Consider the following 20,282-nt stretch of genomic DNA (forward strand, 5'->3'; position numbering starts at 1 on the left):
ACTATTGAAATAATAAATAGATTGACTAAAATTATTCTATTTTTTGTGGAATTTCAGGGAAAAAATAGTGCCTTTTTGTAAAGTACTATCCACTTTCATCAAGATTCGGTATTTATCGACAAGCATTTTTGTGATACTTAAGCCGAGTCCCGTACCAGCCACATGATTAGTACGTGATTCATCAACCCGATAAAAACGATCAAAAATATACGGTAAATGCTCCTTTGAAATGCCGAGCCCATTATCTTCTATTGTTACTAATATTGTTGTGTCCGTATCGTTATAAAGAATGTTTATTTGAAGATTTGGCACATTGCTATTATATCGTATACTATTACTCATAATATTTCTAAAGATTTGCGCTAGCGCATGTTCGGTTACTGCAGCATCTGCCCTCTGTCCTACAACAGATAAATTAAATTGTGTCTCTGGGTATAACTGTAGCAATTCTTCTTTCACCTGTTCATAAACTTCTTCTATATTTGCTGCCGCAGATACGTCAGCTTCCTCCCGGCGAGCCAGTTGCAATAATTCCTCAATCATCTTTTTCATCCGCGTAATTTCCGATAAGGATGTAGTTAATGACTCCATCAAAATCTCCGGGTCATTTTTTCCCCAGCGTTTAATTAATGATAAATGACCTTCGATAACCTGGATCGGTGTCCGCAGTTCATGGGAGGCATCAGCAACGAATTGTTGTTGCTTTGTAAACGAAATTTCAAGCTCATTCATTAACGTACGATACATCTGAAGTAATTCCCCTAATTCATCATGTGCTGAGTAATCGAATTGTGGCTGTGCTTTAAACCCATTATTTCTCACTAAATGCATTGCATCCCTCAATTGGACAATTGGTCTAACTAATACATTTGCTAAATAATAGCTGATTGAAACAGAGAAGAGTATTGCACCAAATCCGACAATGAGTATGGTAGTCAGTATATAATTCATCATCGAATGGAATGTCGTCAACGGATGAATGAGCTGCATAATTCCTTGAAATTGTCCAATTCGTACCGCTCTGTGGATGACATAACCTTCTGTACCATCAATTGATTGTTTCTCTATAATAGTTGAAAAATAATTCATTTCTCCGGCAGGAAAATCCGCAGCAGATGTTACATCATTTATCCGCATAATTTCAATACCATCCAAATTAAAAATACGAACGGTTTGCTCCTGGGTCAAAATTGCTTTCATTAAAGCTGAATTATTTTGCAGTTTCTGTATTGTAACAGTGTTCTCCTGTGCTTCAAAAAAAGTGGACATATCATCTATTGTACGTAGTGCATTTTTTTCTTCATTATTAATAAGCCAAGTTTGTAATGCTACATACAGTACAATTGAAATGAGAGCATAACTTATAAAAATTGTTACACCTACAGCAAGCATCCACTTTGATTTTAAGGATAAATGCATTTGTTTTATATATCCTTTTTTCATCCGCGCATCACATATCCTACCCCACGAACTGTTTCGATATACGGGTCATTGTTTGTTTGAAGTTTCGTTCGTAGATGCCGTATATATACATCGACCACATTCGTTTCTACTTCAGTATCAAACCCCCAAACAGTTTCTAGAATAAGCTCACGAGTACATACATGATTTTTATTTTCCACAAGCAACTTTAATAAATCAAATTCCTTCCGGGTAAGCTCAATTTTATTATTTTCAAACAGCACTTCATAAGCATCGACATCTATTTCTAAATCACGTACGACCAATTGTTTGGAAGTATGAGTATGCTTTACCCTTCTTAATATAGAACGAATCCTTGCGAGCAACTCCTCAATAGCAAATGGTTTCACAATATAATCATCCGCCCCTGCATCCAGTCCCGCCACACGGTCCATCACTTCATCACGTGCAGTAATTAAAAGAATCGGTACATCATTTGTCTTTCTGATTCTGCGGCATACTTCGATCCCATTTAACTGAGGCAACATCACGTCTAATAAAATACAATTAAACTTTTCACTTTGCGCTAATTCAAGACCAGTTCTCCCATCATAAGCGACCATTGTTTCAAAGTGTTCGTGTTGAAGTTCCAACTCTAAAAAACGAGCGATACTCTTTTCGTCTTCAATGATTAATATTTTTTGACTCATGCCTTTCCCTCTCTCAATCAAATAATATGTATTCTTACCATCTAGTTTACCATTTGTATTTTAAATAAAAAAAGATACGGAATAAATTTTCCGTACCTCCCATTAACTATTCCGTTATACGTTACTAATACAATATTGATATTGCGGGGACTGTTTTGCTTGATATAATGCCTGGTCTGCCAAATCAATGAGCTCATCCAGGGATTCGCTATGCTGCGGGTAAATGGAAATCCCTATAGATACAGTAGGAGAGAAATGCACCCCTCTTATTCTCCATCCAATTTCCAAGTTTTCTTGAATGCGATTCATTATTTGTTCAATTTGAACCGTACGCTCTATTTCGGAATTTGATAGCCCAGTAAATACAATTAAAAATTCATCTCCGCCTAATCTTACGACTAAATCTTCTTGTCGCACACTTTTAACGAGTGAATTGCCAAACTGTATTAAAAACTCATCCCCTACATCATGCCCATGTAAATCATTCACCTGTTTAAAGTTGTCACCGTCTAAATAGAAGATGGCAAGACTCGTATCAGCATGCTTCGCTTCACTTTGAATCAGAGGGAAATCTTTGTATAGTTTTCTGCGGTTGCCAAGTTGCGTTAAACTATCATGATAAGCCAAATAAGTTAATTGATCTTCCAGTTCTTTGCGTTCGGTTATTTCTCTGGATACCATCACAATTTCAGAAATTTCATGGTGCGATAAATCTAAGGACATCGTATAATTGCCCTCCGTCCATATCGGGCTGTTATCTTTTTTATGCAGCAGCAGTTCGATTTTCAATTCCTCTACTAAATCGATTTCTTTAGGCTTTAGCGCTTCTTTCCATACTTTAATACTTTCAGGCATGAGCAAATCTTCGTAAGGAGCACCAATTAGTTCATCCTCTTCATAGCCGAGCTTTCTAATGTATGAAGGTGAAGCATATTTAATTTTCCCATAACGATCAGTCACAACGATAAAGTCATTCGTATTATCTGTAATCGCACGGAAAATCCGCTCGATTTTATATAACTCAGACAGCAGTTGCTTTTCCGAGGATATGTTATATTGTACAGTAAAATATTGTTCAATTTCCCCAAATTCATTTTTTAACGGAACAATTGTGGAGTCGACCCAATAGATTTCCCCATTCTTCTTGCGATTACAAACTTCATCCCGCCAAACATTCCCATCTTTGACTGTGCTCCACAAATTTTGGAAAAACTCTTTGTTATGGGTACCTGAATTGAAAATATGATGTGTATTTCCGATGATTTCTTCACGACTGTAGCCGGTATTTTTTATAATACGGTCATTAATATCCGTTATAACTCCATGAACATCGGTAAAAATAACATCCGCTACTGAACTAATTGCATTTTTAAACATTTCTAAGCCATGTGATGCTGTACGCAAAGCTTGCTGTTGTTTAATAAACTCTGTAATCTCATGCAGCATAATAAATACAGCAATCGTCTCATCGTTACTAGTCAGTGAGGAGAAGGAAGCAGTAAAACATCGTCGCTCATTATTTTTATCAATAAAATATAGCATCTGCGATTGAATACTTTCCCCATTTTGAACGCATTTTATATATTTTTTAAGATGCTTTACACTCTTACCGTCCATAAAAGGCATTTCAAACAACTTTTGAGTAAGAGCATCTTCCATACAAATATTAAATTCATGAATAAAAGTAGGATTTGCTTCGAGCAAATGCATATCATTAGATACTAAAAGTGTAGATATAAATGAACTGGAATGTAATGAGCGCATGAAAAGATATTTGTCTTCCAGGTCACGACCGAGGGAAACTTCTTTTGTAATTGCCAAAACATAAGTTTTTTCATTTATAATAATTGGTATCGATGTCGTACGCTGTTTTCGAACTTCCATTTTATCATACGTATAATCTTCGTATTCCATTTGTTTTTGATTTTGTATAGTCAAATTATAATTTTGAATAATCGGTTTTGCTAAATGGGAAGGTACGACTTGTTCTAATAACTTACCGGTAGGATTAACGTTTATTAATTCTATAGCCGCTTCATTAACATAAATATAGCGGTACTGATCATCTACTCTTTCCATAAAGAAAACAGCATCACTACTATTCTTGAATAACAAATCCAATTGATTTATGGAAAAAATGGTGTTCATTACTTGCTCCCCCTATTGCACTATTCACTGTGTAAAACTTCTTAACCTGTTTTCTGTATAAATATTACATTTATCATATTGTACTTGCTCTTCAGTTATAACACAATCAGTAAACTCTATTTTATTATGACTATATTCTATTTCATAATACCCTACAATAGTTGCGTTTCCAATAAGTGACAGTTTCCATTTATCATTATACTGTTCAACCGAACACTGTACGAAGCCACCAGGATTATATACCGTTATTAAATTACCCGAAACAATATTCTCCATTGTAGAAATCAATGCTGAAGCGGTCATTGCAGTACCACATGCATTTGTAAAACCTACACCACGCTCATATGTGCGAACGAAAATTTCATCGTTTGATATAGGCAGCACATAGCTGACATTTACACCGTTGGGGCAATATTCATTATCTGAATTTAAAAAGGCAGCTAACTGCTGTTGATGAGATGTATTTTCTATATATTTTTTCTCCACTATCCCAATTAAATGTGGGTTAGGGACAGAAACTGCTGTAAAGGGAATATCTTCAGAAAATGCCTCAATTCGCTCATGGTGCAATTCCTGCTTTTCCTCCAAGAACATCGGCAAAGATGATAATTCAAATGAAATAGGGGAAATCTCTACTGAATATGTTGGAAGCTGCTCAAAAATAGGCGCTTCTTTTCTAACTGTTAAACAAGCATGCATCGTTTCAATAATCGCTTCATCGACTTCCAATTTTTCGCATACATGTCGAGCAACACAGCGTAAGCCATTGCCGCACATAGAAGCTTCCGAACCATCCGCGTTTATGACGCGCATTTTGGCATCGGCAATATCGGAGGGCAAAACGAGCAACAGTCCATCTGCTCCTCCATTTATAGAAGGATTACATAATTGCTTAGCCATGTTCACATAATCAAGCTTATCGTCATATAATGCTTCGTATAAATAAAATGTATTTCCTGAACCGTGAACTTTAACTAATTGTACTTTCATTCTTTCGCCTCACCTTCTCATAATTACTATATTATACTTTGTTAAAAATCAAATTGTCATCAATATTATTATTAATTAGACAATTCAGAATATATAGACTAATAGTAGAAAAAAATGTTTTTTTCGAGCTTGAAAGTTGCGCCAAGAGAATATATTATAATAAAATGTAGATACAATTCTTATTTCGATATTGTTTTATTTGTCTAGGATAGAGCGAGACCGGCAAATTATGTTCCATAGTTTAACGTCAAATTCTTTTAGGTAAGATCAAGTTCGAAATGACTACTGCCTTATGATAAAGAACCTTTTAGCATTTGAAGATTATTTGCACTATTTCTTTACTACAGGCTCTACCATTTTCTTCTTAAAAGGAGGCGTTTCACATGTTAAAACAAAGAGAACTTCATGAAACTGCAGAATTATACGAATTATTACGTCATCCGTCTGTGTTTCCTTATGTACGTCAAAAAGCAACTTCTGCTGAAGAGTACTTATTTATGACAAAACAATTAATCGAAGAAGAGCAAATTGGCCAAACAATCTCACGTACGATCGTTGATGAATGGGGCGCTCCAATCGGCACAATTAGTATCTTTGATATTCAGGATGGTGCCGGTTTTTTAGGTACTTGGATTGGGAAGCCATTTCAAGGAGTAGGCTACAATCAAAAAGCAAAGCTGGCGTTTTTAAATGAGTTGTTTTTTGATTATGATTTCCATACAGTATTTTTACGCGTACGGGAAGAAAATGGTCGATCACAGGCAGCTGCATTAAAATTGCCGTATGTAATCGATGCTGAGCTTACAAATCCACTGCTTTTTGAAGAAATCAATCAAGGCGCTACAAAATTTCGTTTATTCAAAATACCAAAAGATCTGTTCTACTTAACAACTGCCAACACGCAAGAAGAAGCAGAAGAACAAGCGATGTAAAATGAATGTTTTATAAATCAGGCTTACATTATCAATAACTTATAAATTAAAGCGAAAGGCATTCTCCACATTGTTGGGACGCCTCTCGCTTTTTATTTTTCGTATTGAGTAATTAAACCGACCATTTCCTTCGGTGTTTTTGGATGTTCAACTTCAGCCATATGGTCAATCATTTCATCTGCTTTTGCAGTAAGGTGATTGACGGCTTGTAAAAATGATTCTTTTGTCAATTTTTCTTCATCCAATACTTGTGCAAACCCCTGCTTTTTAAATAGATTTGCATTCAATATTTGATCCCCACGACTTTTTGACGCAGATAGTGGAATTAAAAGCATTGGCTTATGCAATGTCAAAAATTCAAAGATTGAATTTGAACCCGCTCTTGATACGACATAATCTGTTGCATATAACAAGTCCGGCAATTCATTCGTCACATATTCAAATTGGCAATAGCCTTCCAGATTATTTAATGACGCATCTTTATTCCCCTTGCCGCAAAGATGAATGATTTGGTATTTTTCGAGCAATGCCGACAAGTTATTGCGAAGTGCATCGTTAATTACCACCGAACCTAAACTGCCGCCCATAACAAGTAGTACTTTTTTGTCCGAAGTAAAATTGCATAGTGCTAAACCACGTTCACGGTTCCCTTCAAAAAGTTGCTGCCGGATGATCGAGCCAGTACATGTGGCTTTATCGCTCGGCAAATGCTTCATCGTCTCTTTAAATACGGTAAAAATATGCGAAGCGAATGGCAATGAAATTTTATTTGCCAAACCTGGTGTTACATCCGATTCATGCACAACGACTGGAATATTTGCCAGTTTGGCTGCTATTACTACCGGTACCGACACAAAACCACCTTTTGAGAAGATGACAGTCGGTTTCACTCGCTTAATAATAGTAAAAGCTTGTGTAACCCCTGCTAACACTTTGAACGGATCCGTAAAGTTCTGCATTGAAAAGTAGCGACGTAGCTTCCCGCTTGAAATACTGTGATAAGGTAATGTCGGAAAGGCGTTCCCTATCAGTTCTTTTTCTATGCCATCATGCGAACCAATATAATGTACTTTATATCCTGCTTCTAATAAGGATGGAATAATTGCCTCATTTAAAGATACATGACCGGCTGTTCCTCCACCTGTTAAAATAATTGATTTTTCGTTCATAATTTTCTCCTAACAAAGCAAATGTCATTTTTTATATTTTATGCATCAAGACATTTCAACATGCTTCGATAAATATCATATTATTTAGTCTGCCATTTAATTTAAGTTAATTTTTTATTGAAATAGTTTTTTTAGGCCTATTTTCTACATTTATTCATGTATGCCTTTAGTAATTATTATTTTTAAAAAGTATTTATGGGTAATTCACCACAATTCACATAACAATTTTAAATCGGTTTATTTTAAAGCAAATTTAAGTATACCGTTAATTGTAGCATAATTGAAGCCAATATAAAATGCTTGTGTTAAAGATAAACGGATGTCGACCAAATTCAATTTAGATATTATAAAATAATTATTATTCCAATAAAATATAAATAACACGGCTTAACATTTAGTAAATCCTCCGCGCGCGTACGTTAACTAGCAATAATTAAAAAGATAAAAAGGTCCCGAGAGTTCGTCTCTCGAGACCTTTTTTCGTCAATCTTGGGGCTGGGACAAAATTTTCTGTTTCTGCCAGAATTGATTTCCGTTACGGGGACGCTTTCCGGGGGCACGGCCTGAGCCTGTAGTCTCAGGCGTCGGTGCTCCTGCGGTTACTCGTCGCAAAATAAATTTTGCTGTTCCCCCAGGAGTCGCCCCTTCACTCCAATCAATTCAAATAATAGCAATTTCTTCATAAGAGTATTTCTCTTTTACAAAGAAATTTCTACTTATGTCCCAGCCTCAATAATCTTTACTTTTTAATAAATTGCTGTGTCCAAATATGGCCGTTTTTAACATAACCTACACCAATATGCGTGAAATTTTTATCTAGAATATTAGCGCGATGTCCTGCTGAGTTCATCCAAGCTTCTACAACCTGCTCTGGTGATTTTTGACCTTTTGCGATATTTTCACCTGCAGCTTTATACGAAATCTTCAATGCTTTCATACGATCAAATGGGCTACCAAATGTCGGTGAAGTATGAGAGAAATAGTTATTGTCTTTCATATCCTGTGATTTCTCTCGAGCTGCTGCCATTAAAGGACGGTCTATTTGTAATGCCTTTAAACCGTTTTTAGTACGCTCTACATTTGTTAGTTCTACTACTTTCTCTTCAAATGCCGCTACTTGATCAGTAGCAGTATTCGTTACTGCATTCGTATTGTTTGCTGTCGATACTGTTTCAGTTTTTGGAGTTGTTGCATTTGTAGAAGGACTAGTTGTTGTTTGCTTTTTAGTAACTTCTTTAACAGATGTATTTTTACTTGTATTTGATGATACCTCTTGTTTTTGATGTGTATTTTTTTGAGAGTTATATTTTTGATTCAGCTTCATCTTATATTCTGCAGCTGATTGATAGTAGTTGATTCCTGTAGTTGTTTTGCCCCCTTCGTTTGCGTTCGCATTCGCAACGGGTGCTTGTGTTGCAAAAAGTATTACTGCACAAAATGGTAATATTAATTTTTTCATTTTGTACGCCTCCTTTCGTAATCACATCGTAAATGAAAAATCCATAAAAAAATGGCCTATAAATTGGTAATTTGTCCATCTACCAATTTATAAGCCTTATAATCTTAAATCTCACTTCATTTTTCCCATAAATTTATCCAATTTCCTCAAACATTGCATTTGAAAAGGTATTGACGAGTTATTGTCCAATAATTTCCACGTCTTTTATATTCTCTCCGATTATTACGAGGCTTGGTGTCATCTTCACGTATTCCGGTAGCCATTGCACCATACCGTAAGCATATTGAAACAGCATCGGGTTTTTAATCCCTTCAATCGGCACATATCCCTTCATGCGGTAAACCGTTTCCGGAAGTTCCCGTATCCACCCCTCAAACTGTTCTTGAGTGAAACTAGTATCAAAATGTACTAATCTAGAGCCTAAGTTAAAGCTTTCACCGATGCGCGCCGATACGATGTCATCCTTTGAAACACGGGCTGTCGATTGCATATTTTGCAATAAGTGAAGTGGAACACGACCATTCGTTGTTTGTAAGATGAACGCTTTTGAATTAAACCCTTGCAGCTCATATACAACTTGAGCTTGTTCAGAATCTGTCAGCAAATCCGTTTTATTCGCTAATATTAAATGTGCATGACGAATTTGTTCCATAAACAGCGAACGAACTTGTGGTGTTAAAGTGGTGCGATCTAACCATAATCGACTATCTGCTACCGTAACAATACCTTTTATATTCAACTGTTCTGCAAATAATGGTGAATACACGGCATCCAGTGCCTCTACAGGATGGGCTGCACCTGTTGTTTCAATAATTAATACATCAAATTCCTGATCATGCAAAAGCGATTGAATTTGCGCTTCTGTCTTTTCTGCACCACTGCAGCAAATGCAACCTTCGAGCATTTCCTTTAAAGGTACATCAGCCTCTACGGATTGTGAGTCAAAAGGGAGCTTGCCTAACTCATTCATAATGACGGCTGGTTTTAAACCTGCTTCCTTCAATTGACGAATTACATCCGTTAACATGGAAGTTTTGCCACTTCCTAAAAAGCCACTAAATAAATAAACATCTTTCATATTTTCACTTCCTATAATAATGGGCTAGCAATAAAGTGATTTCCACTTTATACTAGCCCATCTTTTGTATTAGTCTGCTGTTTTTTCTTCAGGCGTTACACCTAATAGTTCTTTAGCTTTTAAAATTTGCGGATCTTCAGTTTTTAGCTTTTCACTAATGGCATCCATTAATGCATATGTTGTATCTCCTGTTAAGATCCCCGTAATTTCTAGCTCATTTTCTTCTTGATACGCTTTTAATGCCGATTCAGTTGCTTCATCAAACTTAGTATTCACTTCGCCCGGATCATAGCCCAGTACCTCGAGAATACGTTTTGCTGTTTCAATAGCTACATGTTCGGTACCTAATTCATAAGTTTGAGTTGGGTCAATATATGGCAGTGAGGCGTAATCTGGATAATTCACTTTCACGTCAGGCGTGATTCCTTTTTCATTTACCCAGTTTCCATCAGGTGTTAGCCATTTACCCGTTGTAAACTTTAAGTTAGCGCCATCTTCCATGTAAATTACTTCTTGCATTGTGCCTTTACCGAATGATTTTAAGCCAATAATTTGTGCATTTGCCGATTCTTTTAAAGCTCCTGCCAAGATTTCAGAGGCAGAGGCGCTTCCTTCATCGATTAATACCGTTATAGGCAGCTTATATTTTGAACGATTATCCGCCGCAACAATTTGAGGATCTAAATTACGCTCTTGAATTTGTACGATTGTTTTACCTTGTTCAACGAATAGGTTTGAAATGTCGATGGCCGCTTTTAAATACCCACCAGGATTTTGGCGAACATCTATAACAATCCCCTTCAATCCTTCTTTTTCAAATTCGATTAGAATTTTTTCAAGTTCTACTGCTGTATTTTCACTAAATGATGTAATTTGAAGATGAGCTATACCTGATTCATCTAAATCACCATATACTGTTTCCACAGGGATGTCATCACGTACTAGCGTCAAGTCAAAGCTTTCCGCATCTCCGCGTTGAATTGTTAATGTCACCTCTGTACCTTTTTCTCCACGAATAAGGAGTACAGCTTCAGTGGAACTCATCCCTTTTACACTTTTGCCGTCAACTGCCAGCACCATGTCTCTTGGCTGTAAACCAGCTTTTTCAGCAGGTGTATTTTTAATTGGAGAGACAATCATAATGTAGCCGTTTCTCTCTTGAATTTCTGCACCAATGCCTTGGAAACTTGAAGAAAGGTTTTCGTTAAACGAACTGGCCTCTTCTTTGTTCATATAGTCTGAATAAGGGTCTCCCAATGCATCAAACATTCCGTTGATTGCACCATATACCACTTCTTCTTCATTTACATCTTCGAAATATTTTTGCTGAAGTGTATCATATGCATCATATAGCTTTTTAAATTCTGGTCGTTCAATAGGTACCTTTACTTCAACGACCTTTTGCTCACCAAACGTTAATGCAAAGATAGTTAAACCAGCTGTACATATAATTGTTAGGAAAATGAGCATAATGAATGCGAATGGTTTCATCCGTAAATACTTACCAGCAGGCTTTTCAATTTTAACTTGCTGCTCACTTTGTTCTGTTTGTCCTTCATCTCTTTTTTGTTCATCCATTTTAATTTCACCACTCTCATTTTTACACTGACTGATGTCACACTATATCAATAATATCAGTTTAGTGGCGACTAGAAAAGGACAGACGATAATTTTTTTATTTTGTTTCCTATGTACAATAAAAAAAGCAGTGGATAACGTAAAAATGCGCATCCACTGCTTGTCATTTATTCAGCTACTGTTGCTTCTTTTAACACTTCATCCGGAATTTTAATTGTATCTACCTCATCGAACTTCGAGTACACAACATTAACATCATTTTCGATCGTTGTTTCCTGACCTTCGATGTTAGTGATTATCTTTAAGTCCAAATCGATTTCTTTCGTATCAAATGTATCTTTTGCAACTACTATATTATACTGGGAATCTTCAAACGACATATTCTCTAATATATCGTTGGACATTTCCATGGATTCACCTAAGCTTGCACCCATTTGGGAAAGAATAAATTGTTTAAACTCATCACCTTGAATATTTAAGGTTAATAAGTAATTTTCATCGTCTTGTTCAAATGAAAACTCATCAATGAATTGCTGTAATTGTTCCAATTGGTCTGTTGCATTTGCCTGTGCGCCAGCTTGTGCCATAATTTGTTCATATTGCTCGTCCGGCAGTTTGATCCATTCGTTTGTTTCGCCGTTCAACATATAAAACCCATCTTCTTCGGTCATATACATTTCCATTGGCATATCGAATTTCTCGCCACTCATATCCATTTCAATATTACCGTTTGTATACATTGCCAATGGATTTTGTGTGATGTCCATTGCTAAATTAGAGGTACTCGTCATTTGCATTGTTTCGCCGTCCATCATTAAATTCGTCACTTGATCCATATTTGTTTCTGCATGGACGCTTTTTAAATTTTGTTGACGTTCCATTGCTTTTTCAAAAACTTGCTGCAATGTTAAGTTTGCTTCATCTTTAGTACCATCTACTGGTTCAGCTGTATCTCCGCAACCTGCTACAACTGCAATTGACAGCGCGCTCATAGCTAAATAATATCTTTTTTTCAAATTGTCCATCCCCTTAGTAAAAATAAACTACTTATATCCTTTACCCTTATTTAGATAATTTTAGCAGAAATAATAGATATTCGTTATATATGCCCATCATTAAAATGTGTTTTATGATATACGAACTAACCAAAATGCAGCAAATATCAATAAGCTATCAAAAATAAAGAGTCAGGAACTTTGATGCATTCCCAACCCTCTTATGTTGATTCTTTTCAAATATTGATTTGATATTGTTCTTCGATGAACTTATGTAATTCCACATAAGTTGCAAAGGCTACACCTAAGACGATTTCATTTTCATCGGCCCCTGCTGTAATCGAATGGTTTTCATTATAAATATGAAAATCGATAGGCAATTTCTTTATATCTTCATGGATATTGTGGGCAGCTTTATTTCTCCAATGGTTAAGCAACCTTAAGTTTTCATACAATTTTTGTTCGATTAAACCCATCGAATATACAAAATATAATTTTGTTGAATAATTGGAATCGAGTATAGGGATATATGTCTCCCCTTTATTCTTTTTGGAGAAATCCTCAACGCCAAAAGCCTTAGCTTTAATTAAGCTATTAATCGCATTTTCACAAAAAAGGTGCACTGTTACGATGTTTGATAATGGATCACTATTATTCATTATCCTTTGTACAAATATCTTCCCAACTTCTTTACTCATCTTTTCACCTCTTTTTATTCATTATTTGAAGAAAAGAGGATTTCCATAACATCATTTTTAAAAAAATATACAGTCTATAAGCATAAAAAAGGCGCGAAGGACGAAGCCTTCTGCGCCGAAATCATTCGATGGCTAACCGACCATCAATAATAGTGTGGGTCATTTTCAATTATTTATTCATGTTAATACTGATTATTTAATTCTTAATTATTAACTATTTTATGACTTCTTTTTAAGTTTAAACTTTTTATTACGCATTCGATCGACCAGGAAACCGCCTTTGAATGATTTAGGCTCATATGAAATGATAAAGGCCTTAGGTTCAATTGATTCTACAAGTTTGAACAATTCCTTTTCACGATTTCGTTTCGCCAAAATTTCGTATTTAAATCGGTCGCTGTCACGTCCTTGGCTAATATACGTCGTGATGGCAAATCCATTATCTCTTAACATATCAATTAATTCCTGATTTTTTTCCTGCGTGTTGATCGTAACAGAAACATAACCAACAGCTAGTTTACTTTCAATCATTGTTCCTAATGGGATTCCTAATCCAAAACCGAGTGCATATACGAGCATCGCTATGAAGTTTTGATCGCCACTGAAAATGATAGATAACGCAAATACATTAATAAGTACTTCTAAAACGCCAAAAATCGAAGCGAGAAGTCTCATATTTTTTACTAAGAAAATCGTTCGCAATGTCATTAAAGGTACATAAACTAGTTGTATTGCCAAAATTAGAAGTATTTCTTGCATGTTAACGCCTCTTTCATAATAAAATATTTTCTTTACTTCTACCCCAAAATTATTTTTATAGTCATATAATTTTAATAGAGTAAGGGGAATGAAAATATTAAATAGCGTATTTAGCTACATGCAATGCTTGAATTTGCTATTCTAAGTAGTTTAAATATTTTCAACAAAACCTTTTAGCATAGCCTCCTCATCAAGAAACCATACATTCTTTAATTGTGGAGAATGATGCGGATTATCTTTCTGAAGATAAGGTTGTGAAATTATGCTTTTAGCGACAGGTGCCATGAAAATTTGATTAAGAATTCCCAAAGATGGTGGGTATTCAAAGTATAAATATAATTTTGGGTGTGGATTCTCATTTCTCCATTTTGCAAATCCTTTAGAGAAGTTCTTGTGTTCTGGCATTTTGATCTGTTGAAATAGCTCTGTTGGTATTAGTTTTTCTGCCAAACTATAAAGACCATGCGCTGGCACACATAGCTGTTTCATTGCTTTAGTAAAATCTGCACGCATGTATCCTGTACAGAAATCTTGTAAATGTTCCCCCACTGCTTCCACATCTTTCTTATGTAAAGAAAGTAAAAAGGCAACTCCTGATCGCTCCCATTGCGGTTTTTTTGTGCCAATAAATTTTTCGGCAGCAGGAATCGCTAATTTTAATAGGGTATCATCTTTATACCACAGGGCCATCAAGAGATTGCTTATCACTATATAGAATGGGTATCCATTCTTTGTTAGACCTAGTTCATGTGGGAGAATGCGCTCCAATACATTATTATCACCGCAAGCAAATGCCTCTAAAACAGGTAAAATATTACGGCAATGGTCGTACCCTCCACTGGATCCCGGAAGTAACCGATAACGCATTTGCTGAAAAATTAAATTATTCAATTTTTGCCAGTCTTCCTGTAATAAGCACTGTTCCAGCCAATTGTCGTAGTTGGTTTTGATGAATCCATGTGACATTGATTTAATAAGCTTTGCTAATACTTCGTTGTTTTCTGCAGTTGCTACGTTTGTGTTATTTTTAATCTTTTCATATTTTATAATACATTGCTCAATGTATTGAGTATTAACCATATCCATTTTTTCACAACCCCGATTCCAAATTTTCTTATTTAAAAATCTCTCCAATATTTAGCGTAACTCTCTCCAAACAAGTCTCTTTTAAAAATACGGTTTCTTTGTCGTATTCAACGTAATCAGTTGCAAAATACTTCGAAAACCTAAAGCCTTTCTCTATTAAATCTTTCGCATTTTCGATTGAATACCAATGTGTTAAATCTTCAATGTTGGAACAACTACTAAACCAGTCTTTACCATCTTGTTTATATCTTTCATCAAACCCCATTGGCAGATCTTTCGTTTTACAGTTTTCAATTTCGGCGAGGGTTAAAACGAATTCTCCATTCTCGTTATACCAAAGCCCTTGATTTGGATTGGTACTCTCTAATCTGTAAAGCCATTTAGGTTCCATGCAACCTTCCCTTCCCTTTTTAATGATTTCCACCGCTGTAAAATTAGAAAAACGATTGCAAGAATGCAACCGTTTTCTATGTTTAATTATTTTTGCTTTGATTCGAATGATTCATATCTTTGAATAAACGCAGATATATGAGCACGAGTTAAAATTCGGTCAGGTTCATATTCAACGATTGATTTAGCTGTAGTAATCCCGTTATCCATGAAAAATTGAATTGCTTCGTTTTCACTTACTTGTTTTCTTAAGTGGTAAGAGACCATCAATTGCGCTAATTTACCACGTTTAATGCCACTTTCAGCTAAAGCTCTAGATGCTTTTGATTTTTCATTTGCCAGTACAGGCATTTTATACTTTTCTGCCATGTTGTATATACCACTTCTGCTCCAAGACGACGTGCCTTTTACATTTGCTAATTCATCATTTTGAGCATAACGGAAGAAGATTGTTAAGAAGTGAGCTTCCGTTAAATGTCTGTTCGGTTGTAGCTGGGTTTCGTATTTCTTTGTTTTTGCGTTCCATTCGTCATTGTACCCTTTAATTAAGCCTCGATCGATTGCCCAAATCATATCATCTTTCCACCAGGCTGTAGGGTTGAAATCAGCATACTTTTTAGTATAAGCCGCGTAGTCCGTTGGTGTTACCTCTGCTGGAGACGGTATCGGTAACGTTGTCATTTCCGGGTACTCTAAATAACTTGAAGCTACATACCCCTCTGACCCATCACTTCTTTTTACTGGATACCAAACAAAATGGTTTTTCTTCGTTGAAACTTCATCGTATACAAATGGACCAGTAATGGTAACCGTTTCGCCTTTATTTAAAGTACCTTTAATATTTTCATTATTCGTAGTAGGTGTTGACCTAAATTTAGGATTAGCTGTTGCACTTACTTTTTGATTCGTTTTGAAAAAATACTTTGATTCTGTTAATGGTAAATCAAATTTATAATTCAGTGCTGAGAATTTAATATTGTCCTTGCTGTTAGAATCATATAGGAAATGTTCACTTTTAAATGGCAGTTCCTTTAAGTTTATTAATTCAGATTTTCTAACAATTTCGAGAATTTTTTCTTGATAGGCATTCACATTTCTTTCACCCGTTGCTTGGACAATTGGACTATTTACGGGTTTAGTCCCGTTATAAGCCATAATCGCGAAATACCAATGTTCCAATACTTCTCTTTCCCCGCTGTTAATGCCAGGTAAATCCTTGCGATTAAACATTTTATCCAGCGTCTCTACGCCAGCCTGAATATTATAGACAAGATCACTTTTTAGCTTCTCTTGATCGTAGCGTGCTTGATTAGTAATTTGCATAAGACCAATTCCATTATCAGCCGTCACAATCGCTTTGCCATTCTGATCAAAATGTCGCCAATTTCCACTTTCACCTTCTGCTATCGCCTTCACTATTTCAGGAGGCACATTATATCTCAATGCTGTTTCGGTTAACAAACAGTTCATTGTGGAATAGTCTGGGTTTACCTTTGATGATGTATCATACTCACATGTATCCGCAAATACATTTTGATTTATATTGATAGATAGAGAGAGTGCACCAATGGCAACAACACTGATCAATGGTTTCAATATCTTTTTCATATGTGATTATTACACTTCCTTTTATTTTCTAACGTTGAAAGATTCAGTTACATGTTACCATAAATACCCTATTCTAGATAGTGTGAAAATTCAGCGATTTTTGTTGTTTGATATACTGAATGCTTCCTTTCAAAATTTGATACTATTCAGCAAAACATATAGTATAGCTTTCACTAGTATTATGAATACTAAAAAGAGGAAAAGTACTTATACGTAAAGATACATACACGTCCTTTTCCTCTATCATCACATAAGCTATCAGCCTGGCGTACATTATGCGCCATTATTTGGACTGGCTTACCCTTTAACTTACTATAATTTCTATTTAATATTAGATAACTTTAATTCCATGAGCCCCCTAATGATTCAAAAATATCGCCATCCGTTGTTTGTACTTTCAATGGTTCGTTTATTTCATATAGACCTATCTTTATATAAGGAACTTTATCATCTTCCCCTCCATCTACAAATTTCAAAATTATTTCTGTAGCCCCTCGTTTACTTACCTTTTTCACTTCAATCTCTTTTCCTAGGTATTTTTCCCCTAGTTGTAAAGTGACTGCTTTGCTGCCTTCAGAGATAGTGGAAATTCGGTAACCTTCTGTTTTTACAGGAGTAGCGCTTGCCTGTTCAATAATCCAGTAGCCATCTTCAGAAATTATGGATATCCCGATTGTTGCAAAAAATAAGATAGGTAAAAGGAACAAACTGATTTTATCTTTTCTATTAAACGATTTTGATTTAACCTTCGGGATTAATAACGGTAACAGCAATGTCCCTACAATACTAACTACAAGAAATCCTACTGCTAAAAATAAATACCCCATTCCTTCGAATCCTCCAACGAGAAATAGGCTGTATGCCACAATCATTCCCGAAAACAAAAAGGTAATGACCGGTGCTAAATAATATTTGCCGCTCTTTTTTGAAGCAATAAAAACAAATGCAAAAAATATAATACCTAAAAACAATCCAAACAACATGACTAAATACATCAATTTAACACCTCCATTTATAAAAATAACTGCAACAATTTTTCTAAAAATAAAATAATTACTAAATCAATCACCAAGGATATCCAGACCCATTTTTTATTGAAGAAAGTAAACGTAAATACAAGTAGAAATATGGCAGCTGGTATGTAAAATAGGAATATCCCAGATCTGAAATACTCTAGCATTGATGTAACAGACTCCACACCATAATATTTAACGCTTGAGTAAACAATATAGAATAAAATTAACGCTCTTACAGTAATAAGTAATAACTTTAATCCATTATTAAACTGCACTAATTTTTTTAAAGGCTTTAACTCCACATCCTCTGAGTATTCTTGCTTTGGCATATTTGAATTAAAGTCCTCTGTACTATCATATAATTTTTTGCACTCTTCACAGTAAGTGATATGTTCTAAAACAACCTGTCTTGGCTCATTATCCAGGTCATTGATTATGGGAATCAATTCCAGAGATAAAAGATGTATTTTTTTGAAAGAATCCATAGAATTACCTCACTTTAATCATTCTTTTTCTCATTCTGAACACGATCGATTTTATTGTCGATACGGGTATATTTAAAAGATCACTAATTTCATTATAGTCATAACCATAATATTCTTTTGCTATAATAATTGCTTTTTCCGAAGTCGATAGCTTGCTTAAAACCATTTCCAATTCGTTGTTAATAGTTGCACTTACTTCTGGTGTATAATTATCAACCAACAACGTTTCAATAATATGCTCATCTTGAAGCAACTCAGGCTTCTTCTTTTTATAGTAATCAAGTAAAGTGTTCTTAACCCCTGTTATTAACCAACTCCTCATATACTTAACTTCTGTAACGACTGAAGGTGAAACTAAAATTTTTGTAAAAAAATCTTGAATAATATCATCAGCGATTACATCACTTTTAGTTAGACCTATTAAAAAGTTTCTTAAATACGCATAATGCTCATTGTATATTTCTTCAATCAGAACTAAAGGATTCATTTTCGACATTTTTTAATCTCCCTGAATCATTTTCCCTTCACAAGTGAGACGACTAAGAATTTGCTAAAGTTGCTATTATTTTTTTAATTTACCATATAGTGTTTTTATTACCTAATTACCCACAATTTCATTCCATATGAAAGTCGAGTAAACTAGTGAAAGCAGGCAGTTGTAATTGCTTTTTAAACATGCTGAATACCTCTTTTTACATGCAATGTTTCATTTAACTAAAAAAGCACCTAACAAGTTTTCATCTGTTAGGCACTCCACCCCTAAATATGTAAATATGTTACACTTGAACTAAACATCTGATTATTCAGTTTTTAACCGTTGAATTAAGTTTAGAAAATAGGAGGAGTGAAGTGACAAAGATGAAGAGAGGTACTTCAAAGTGGATTAAGTATATTGGCATAGGAATGGCACTTCTAGTGATTGGCGGATTTATCACATTGGAGTTTGTTGACGGAAACAAGGAAATTCAACAAATAGAATCAAAATTGGGTTTTGATATTACTGTGGTAGATAGACAATCACACGGGGAATGGTGGCCAGCAACGAGAACTTATCTTGTAAAACCATTAGAAGATGATGAGGAAAATAATATAGAATACTTGCTTTACTTGAATAAAGAAAACAAGATTGAACAATGGGCGAAGCTCCAAAATGGAGAGATAATTAAGCCAATATATTATGAAGACTAACAGATGCTTTTGTTTAATAAGATAGGACTTTTGTATATGAATGATTTTCATAGATGCAAGTCCTTTTGTTATAATTTCTCAATCTCTCCTACCACCACTAGCACTATTCGTTTTTATTCCATTTAGCATAAAAAATAAACGTTTTGTTTCCAAAAAAGTTACCACTATGACCACTCCAATTGCTTTACCTCTTGTATCAAGCTTATCAATCATAGCCATGACCTCATGCTTAAGATGCGCTACTTGACCACTCACTTGCATCTGCTCTGGATATCTCGAACATGCCAAAATACGTGAGACAATTAACACGTATTCACATGTAACATCGGAACAGAAACAAATTGTAACGTCCCTATTTGACTCATTGCAATAAAAAAGTACCCAACAGACTTTCATCTGTTAGGCACTTTCAAAATTACGTTATGGATGCAAATTATACTAAATCACAATCCCTTGGTAAACTTACTCTTGAATCGCAGCTTCTAATGCAATAACCATCATGTCATTGAACGTTGTTTGACGTTCTTCTGAAGTTGTTACTTCGCCAGTTAAGATGTGGTCAGATACGGTTAATACTGTAAGAGCTTGATAT

At 35.1% G+C, this 20,282-nt stretch carries 20 protein-coding genes and 1 pseudogene; 2 read left to right on the top strand and 19 right to left on the bottom strand.

From position 1 onward, the window contains the following. Positions 1-36: 36 nt before the first annotated feature. The 4 genes from NYE67_RS09410 to dapF form a co-directional block, all read right to left on the bottom strand. Complete coding sequence (locus tag NYE67_RS09410) at positions 37-1,419, bottom strand: HAMP domain-containing sensor histidine kinase (RefSeq protein ID WP_340729840.1); 1,383 nt, start codon at positions 1,417-1,419, stop codon at positions 37-39. Between the two features lie 20 nt (positions 1,420-1,439). Continuing rightward, positions 1,440-2,111 (bottom strand): response regulator transcription factor, encoded by a 672-nt coding sequence (locus tag NYE67_RS09415; RefSeq protein ID WP_340727943.1) that lies wholly within the window; start codon positions 2,109-2,111, stop codon positions 1,440-1,442. A 114-nt stretch (positions 2,112-2,225) separates the two neighbouring features. Then, the gene (locus NYE67_RS09420) at positions 2,226-4,259 is read right to left on the bottom strand and encodes a diguanylate cyclase domain-containing protein (RefSeq protein WP_340727944.1); all 2,034 of its coding nucleotides are present in this window, start codon (positions 4,257-4,259) and stop codon (positions 2,226-2,228) included. A gap of 24 nt (positions 4,260-4,283) precedes the next feature. After that, complete coding sequence (dapF, locus tag NYE67_RS09425) at positions 4,284-5,249, bottom strand: diaminopimelate epimerase (RefSeq protein WP_340727945.1); 966 nt, start codon at positions 5,247-5,249, stop codon at positions 4,284-4,286. Positions 5,250-5,632: 383 nt separating this feature from the next. Between dapF and NYE67_RS09430 the strand changes: the two genes are divergently transcribed. Then, positions 5,633-6,181 carry a GNAT family N-acetyltransferase gene (locus tag NYE67_RS09430; protein ID WP_340729841.1) on the top strand — a complete coding sequence of 183 codons (549 nt, stop codon included), beginning with the start codon at positions 5,633-5,635 and terminating at the stop codon, positions 6,179-6,181. 92 nt (positions 6,182-6,273) lie between these two features. Here the strand turns inward: NYE67_RS09430 and NYE67_RS09435 are convergent, their stop codons facing one another. The 13 genes from NYE67_RS09435 to NYE67_RS09495 form a co-directional block, all read right to left on the bottom strand. After that, entirely contained in the window at positions 6,274-7,350 is a 1,077-nt protein-coding gene (locus NYE67_RS09435) for an undecaprenyldiphospho-muramoylpentapeptide beta-N-acetylglucosaminyltransferase (protein ID WP_340727947.1), read from the bottom strand. Positions 7,351-8,089: 739 nt separating this feature from the next. Next, positions 8,090-8,809 (bottom strand): CAP domain-containing protein, encoded by a 720-nt coding sequence (locus NYE67_RS09440; RefSeq protein ID WP_340729842.1) that lies wholly within the window; start codon positions 8,807-8,809, stop codon positions 8,090-8,092. Between the two features lie 178 nt (positions 8,810-8,987). Next, complete coding sequence (locus NYE67_RS09445) at positions 8,988-9,887, bottom strand: CobW family GTP-binding protein (RefSeq protein ID WP_340727949.1); 900 nt, start codon at positions 9,885-9,887, stop codon at positions 8,988-8,990. A gap of 69 nt (positions 9,888-9,956) precedes the next feature. Then, positions 9,957-11,465: a lmo1851 family serine protease gene (locus tag NYE67_RS09450; protein WP_340729843.1), complete on the bottom strand. Its 1,509-nt coding sequence runs from the start codon at positions 11,463-11,465 to the stop codon at positions 9,957-9,959. A 167-nt stretch (positions 11,466-11,632) separates the two neighbouring features. Then, the gene (locus NYE67_RS09455; RefSeq protein WP_340729844.1) at positions 11,633-12,481 is read right to left on the bottom strand and encodes a DUF6612 family protein; all 849 of its coding nucleotides are present in this window, start codon (positions 12,479-12,481) and stop codon (positions 11,633-11,635) included. Positions 12,482-12,696: 215 nt separating this feature from the next. After that, on the bottom strand, positions 12,697-13,158 hold the full coding sequence (locus NYE67_RS09460; protein ID WP_191698958.1) for an RND transporter: 462 nt from the start codon (positions 13,156-13,158) through the stop codon (positions 12,697-12,699). A 219-nt stretch (positions 13,159-13,377) separates the two neighbouring features. Beyond that, positions 13,378-13,917 (bottom strand): DUF2179 domain-containing protein, encoded by a 540-nt coding sequence (locus NYE67_RS09465; protein ID WP_340727952.1) that lies wholly within the window; start codon positions 13,915-13,917, stop codon positions 13,378-13,380. 150 nt (positions 13,918-14,067) lie between these two features. Next, positions 14,068-15,051, bottom strand: a complete 984-nt coding sequence (locus NYE67_RS09470) for a hypothetical protein (RefSeq protein ID WP_340729845.1) — start codon at positions 15,049-15,051, stop codon at positions 14,068-14,070. After that, complete coding sequence (locus NYE67_RS09475; protein WP_340727954.1) at positions 15,032-15,394, bottom strand: hypothetical protein; 363 nt, start codon at positions 15,392-15,394, stop codon at positions 15,032-15,034. The genes NYE67_RS09470 and NYE67_RS09475 overlap by 20 nt, the downstream gene beginning before the upstream one ends. An 86-nt stretch (positions 15,395-15,480) precedes the next feature. Then, positions 15,481-17,001 carry an SH3 domain-containing protein gene (locus NYE67_RS09480; RefSeq protein ID WP_340729846.1) on the bottom strand — a complete coding sequence of 507 codons (1,521 nt, stop codon included), beginning with the start codon at positions 16,999-17,001 and terminating at the stop codon, positions 15,481-15,483. A 341-nt stretch (positions 17,002-17,342) separates the two neighbouring features. Then, a complete protein-coding gene (locus NYE67_RS09485; RefSeq protein ID WP_340730899.1) occupies positions 17,343-17,996 on the bottom strand; it encodes a YesK family protein in 654 nt (217 codons plus the stop codon). A 17-nt stretch (positions 17,997-18,013) separates the two neighbouring features. Continuing rightward, entirely contained in the window at positions 18,014-18,502 is a 489-nt protein-coding gene (locus NYE67_RS09490; protein ID WP_340729847.1) for a hypothetical protein, read from the bottom strand. 4 nt (positions 18,503-18,506) lie between these two features. After that, positions 18,507-18,998: an RNA polymerase sigma factor gene (locus tag NYE67_RS09495; RefSeq protein WP_340729848.1), complete on the bottom strand. Its 492-nt coding sequence runs from the start codon at positions 18,996-18,998 to the stop codon at positions 18,507-18,509. 353 nt (positions 18,999-19,351) lie between these two features. Between NYE67_RS09495 and NYE67_RS09500 the strand changes: the two genes are divergently transcribed. Next, complete coding sequence (locus tag NYE67_RS09500) at positions 19,352-19,690, top strand: hypothetical protein (RefSeq protein WP_340729849.1); 339 nt, start codon at positions 19,352-19,354, stop codon at positions 19,688-19,690. A 78-nt stretch (positions 19,691-19,768) separates the two neighbouring features. On the opposite strand, the gene NYE67_RS09505 is transcribed toward NYE67_RS09500, so the two are convergent. Further along, positions 19,769-19,978, bottom strand: a complete 210-nt coding sequence (locus NYE67_RS09505) for a hypothetical protein (protein WP_340729850.1) — start codon at positions 19,976-19,978, stop codon at positions 19,769-19,771. 174 nt (positions 19,979-20,152) lie between these two features. Beyond that, positions 20,153-20,278 (bottom strand): annotated as a pseudogene (locus NYE67_RS09510) (purine-nucleoside phosphorylase); the annotation flags it as partial. Positions 20,279-20,282 lie beyond the last annotated feature (4 nt).

The organism is Solibacillus sp. FSL W8-0474 (assembly GCF_038004065.1).
In the GTDB taxonomy this organism is placed as follows: domain Bacteria; phylum Bacillota; class Bacilli; order Bacillales_A; family Planococcaceae; genus Solibacillus; species Solibacillus faecavium.

What these genes read in the sequence shown, in the direction of transcription:
- NYE67_RS09410 (WP_340729840.1), bottom strand. Translation starts at nt 1,419, where the DNA reads ATGCATTTATCCTTAAAATCAAAGTGGATGCTTGCTGTAGGTGTAACA.
- NYE67_RS09415 (WP_340727943.1), bottom strand. Translation starts at nt 2,111, where the DNA reads ATGAGTCAAAAAATATTAATCATTGAAGACGAAAAGAGTATCGCTCGT.
- NYE67_RS09420 (WP_340727944.1), bottom strand. Translation starts at nt 4,259, where the DNA reads ATGAACACCATTTTTTCCATAAATCAATTGGATTTGTTATTCAAGAAT.
- dapF (WP_340727945.1), bottom strand. Translation starts at nt 5,249, where the DNA reads ATGAAAGTACAATTAGTTAAAGTTCACGGTTCAGGAAATACATTTTAT.
- NYE67_RS09430 (WP_340729841.1), top strand. Translation starts at nt 5,633, where the DNA reads ATGTTAAAACAAAGAGAACTTCATGAAACTGCAGAATTATACGAATTA.
- NYE67_RS09435 (WP_340727947.1), bottom strand. Translation starts at nt 7,350, where the DNA reads ATGAACGAAAAATCAATTATTTTAACAGGTGGAGGAACAGCCGGTCAT.
- NYE67_RS09440 (WP_340729842.1), bottom strand. Translation starts at nt 8,809, where the DNA reads ATGAAAAAATTAATATTACCATTTTGTGCAGTAATACTTTTTGCAACA.
- NYE67_RS09445 (WP_340727949.1), bottom strand. Translation starts at nt 9,887, where the DNA reads ATGAAAGATGTTTATTTATTTAGTGGCTTTTTAGGAAGTGGCAAAACT.
- NYE67_RS09450 (WP_340729843.1), bottom strand. Translation starts at nt 11,465, where the DNA reads ATGGATGAACAAAAAAGAGATGAAGGACAAACAGAACAAAGTGAGCAG.
- NYE67_RS09460 (WP_191698958.1), bottom strand. Translation starts at nt 13,158, where the DNA reads ATGAGTAAAGAAGTTGGGAAGATATTTGTACAAAGGATAATGAATAAT.
- NYE67_RS09465 (WP_340727952.1), bottom strand. Translation starts at nt 13,917, where the DNA reads ATGCAAGAAATACTTCTAATTTTGGCAATACAACTAGTTTATGTACCT.
- NYE67_RS09475 (WP_340727954.1), bottom strand. Translation starts at nt 15,394, where the DNA reads ATGGAACCTAAATGGCTTTACAGATTAGAGAGTACCAATCCAAATCAA.
- NYE67_RS09480 (WP_340729846.1), bottom strand. Translation starts at nt 17,001, where the DNA reads ATGAAAAAGATATTGAAACCATTGATCAGTGTTGTTGCCATTGGTGCA.
- NYE67_RS09485 (WP_340730899.1), bottom strand. Translation starts at nt 17,996, where the DNA reads ATGTATTTAGTCATGTTGTTTGGATTGTTTTTAGGTATTATATTTTTT.
- NYE67_RS09490 (WP_340729847.1), bottom strand. Translation starts at nt 18,502, where the DNA reads ATGGATTCTTTCAAAAAAATACATCTTTTATCTCTGGAATTGATTCCC.
- NYE67_RS09495 (WP_340729848.1), bottom strand. Translation starts at nt 18,998, where the DNA reads ATGTCGAAAATGAATCCTTTAGTTCTGATTGAAGAAATATACAATGAG.